The sequence below is a fragment of the Frankia torreyi genome (assembly GCF_000948395.1).
Classification (GTDB): Bacteria; Actinomycetota; Actinomycetes; order Frankiales; family Frankiaceae; genus Frankia; species Frankia torreyi.
In genome coordinates this window covers 1-2,777 of record NZ_JYFN01000132.1, presented here as the reverse complement: position 1 = coordinate 2,777, position 2,777 = coordinate 1, and the positions used below count along the sequence as shown (strand labels likewise).

The following is a 2,777-nucleotide window of genomic DNA, read 5'->3' as shown; positions in this document are numbered from 1 at the left end:
CCACACGCCGCGAAAAAGAATGCCAAACGTCTGTGTATTTTTTCCAGGCGTGGAGAGGGGCGGGTGAGGGTGGGGCCCAGTACAGCCGTCACACCGGGGCCAGTTGAGACCGTCAGAGCCACGGGGGGGACGGGGGCGACCGGCCCCCCGCGGGTAGGGCCGGTCGCCTCACCCCGTGCCCAGGACCTGCGTGAGAGCGGCCCATGCTTCGAGGCGGGCCTGGTAGTCGGTGATCTGCAGGGCCAGCCTGGTGACGGTGTCCGGATGTGGCCGTTCGGCTCGGATNGNCTCGCCCGCGCGGACCTTCCCGGCCAGCGCGAGCATCTGCGCGGCGGCCTGCTCCAGGTCGTGTGCCAGCTGGGAGGCGGTCGTCTCGGCCGCGACCCCCAAGGCGGCGACCAGGTCCTTGAGGTCCTCGGGTGCCCGGTCGCGTGTCTGCGCAACGGCGACGCCGGTCGGTGGGGTCGGGGTTGGGGTGGGGGTGGCGGGCTGGCTGGCCATGTCGGGCTCCTCGAGGCTGGGCGCGGTCGCTGCGGGGGGTTGGGTTCGTGGGGGTGTGCGGGTCGGGCCGGGTGGTCTCGGCCCGACCCGGGCGGTCAGAGGGTGGTGAACAGTGCGCGGACCGCGCCGGCCCGCGCGGGGGCGGGGGCGGGGGCCGACAGCCCGCGCGGGTGGTGCTGGGAGGAGGCCGCACCGGCCGGGACGGCGGGCTACGGTGCGGGCGGTGGCGGGGTGGCGTCGACGGGGGTGACACGGGCCGTCAGATGCGTTCCGGGCCGGCGTTTTTCCGTGGCGCGCGCCGCGTCGCAGGTGGCNTGGTAGGCGGCGACCAGGCTGGTGTACTGATCACCGAGGNTGATTCCTCCCGCGGTGTACTTCCTGCGGAGGTGCACGCGGTAACGGGGTGCGTCGAGAAGGCGGGCGTAGAAGGCGGGGACGTCGAGGAGGTCTAGGCCGTCGGAGTCGACCATGCCGGTGATGATCACGTCGCCGTGGATTGGCTGGTCGGGGAGAAACCTGCGCGGGTGGTAGGCGGCGAGGGCCGTGGCGCGCTCGTTGAGGGGTGTGCTTGCGGGCAGCGGCGGGTCGCCCATCCACAGCACGGCGCCGTCCTGTTCGAGGTCGATCGGTTCGCAGCCGCCGCCTGCCAGGTCTTTGAACGTCGTGTCGTCCGAGGGGTTGATGGCGAGGAGGCGGTGGGGACGTGCGGGATCGGCGGGAATCGCCAGGACGGTGATCGTCGCCGGTGTGCGCGGCGCGAGGTGTCCCGTGCCCGTGGCTGGGACCGTTGAGGCCGCCGCAGGGTGGATGGTCGGCGGGGAGAGGTTGTCGGTGGGACGGCCGGGCGTGGGGTGGGTGTCATGGTCCGGGGACATGACGGATCTCCTTCACGGGGATGTTCCGGCGGGGGGCAGGTGGGGCCGGCCGGGCCGATGGCGGTGGGGTCACGGCCCGTGCCGGCGAGAGAGTCGCTGGTTGGANGGCCGCACGACCCGCGCGGGCGATGGGTGGCGCCGGTCCGCCCGGGGCGGTCATGGGTGGGCCATGGCCGCCCCGGTGACGGATCGGTGGTCAGTCGTCGAGGGCGGTGTGGTCGTTTTCCCAGGCCGTGGTCCAGGTGAAGCGCAGGGCCGGTGGGGTGGGGTCGGGGACCGTCGCGGGGTCGGAGACGACGTGGTGGCTCGACCAGGAGGCGATGCAGGCGGGGCACACCGTGTCGGCGTGCGGCTGGTAGTGCGCGGGGCGTGCCAGACCGGCGGGGCGGGTCGGCGGGCAGCCGTCGGGGAAGTAGGGGGCCATCTGGGTCGAGGCGAGTTCGGCGGGGCGGGTGGGGGCGTCGGCGTCCCGCAGGATGATCAGGACGCGCTGCTGGAGGTCGGGCATGTCGAGGCTCCTTGCGGTGCGGGTCGGGCGAGGGGTCAGGTGGAGGGGGAATGGCGCGGGTTGGGGTTGAAGACGAGGGCACCGTCGGGCAGGCGGGCGGCGAGAATCCGTCCGCTGCGCACCGCGTCGATCAGGCCCAGGTCGACGGCGGGATCGGGGTGCNGCCCACCCGCGTGATCACCAGTGGCGATCAGGTGGGCGGCGTCGTCGGCGGCGAGGTAGCGGTCACCGGTGAGGATCAGACCGGCGGCTTCGATGCTGGTGATCTGGCGGGCGCCGGCGGGCAGGGATGGCTTACCGACGTTGGGGTTCGGAACGGGGGTGGCGTAGCCGGTGGAGCGCAGGGCGGTGGTGAGGATCGCGAGGTCGATGTGGGGGCCGAGGCATCCCTGCAACGGCNCGCCGTCGGGGGTGCGCAGGTGGAACTCGAGGCCGAGGCTGTGCAGGGTGATCCGGGTGTGGCCGGTCGGGTGGTCGGCGACGAACACGCACGGGTCTGGGAATCCCAGAAGGGGCAGCCAGGCCATGCGGGTGAACCCGGCGCCGCGCAGCAGACGCAGCAGGGCGGGATCGTGGCGGGTGGTGTCGGGTGTGGGTGCGGGTGCGGGCGAGGCGAGCGCGTAGATCATGGGGCTGGCGGCAGGGGCCGGGAACGGGTCGGAGACGTTGACGTCGAGGCGGGCGGCGGGCAGGCAGCCGGGGCAGACCGCGGTGATGTGGGGGGCGTAGTGGCCGTCGCTGGCCGGCCAGTTCGGCATGTGATCGGGGCAGCCGTCCGGGAAGTACGGGGTGGCGTAGACGGTCGCGAGTTCCGGGCTGGTGGGCGTGCCGTACGGGGAGATCGCGACGCGGTAGCGGATCGGGTCCATGGAGCGCTCCTGTTTCGGCGGTGG

Annotated in this window: 2 protein-coding genes; both read right to left on the bottom strand. The window is 73.2% G+C overall.

Annotation, left to right across the window (positions count from 1 at the left end; all coding sequences use genetic code 11):
• Window positions 1-288: 288 nt before the first annotated feature.
• Window positions 289-501, bottom strand: a 213-nt coding sequence (locus FF36_RS36605; protein ID WP_206778506.1) for a hypothetical protein, incomplete at its 3' end; no start/stop codon positions are given.
• Between the two features lie 1,071 nt (window positions 502-1,572).
• Window positions 1,573-1,884 carry a hypothetical protein gene (locus tag FF36_RS31115; protein WP_044888787.1) on the bottom strand — a complete coding sequence of 104 codons (312 nt, stop codon included), beginning with the start codon at window positions 1,882-1,884 and terminating at the stop codon, window positions 1,573-1,575.
• Window positions 1,885-2,777 lie beyond the last annotated feature (893 nt).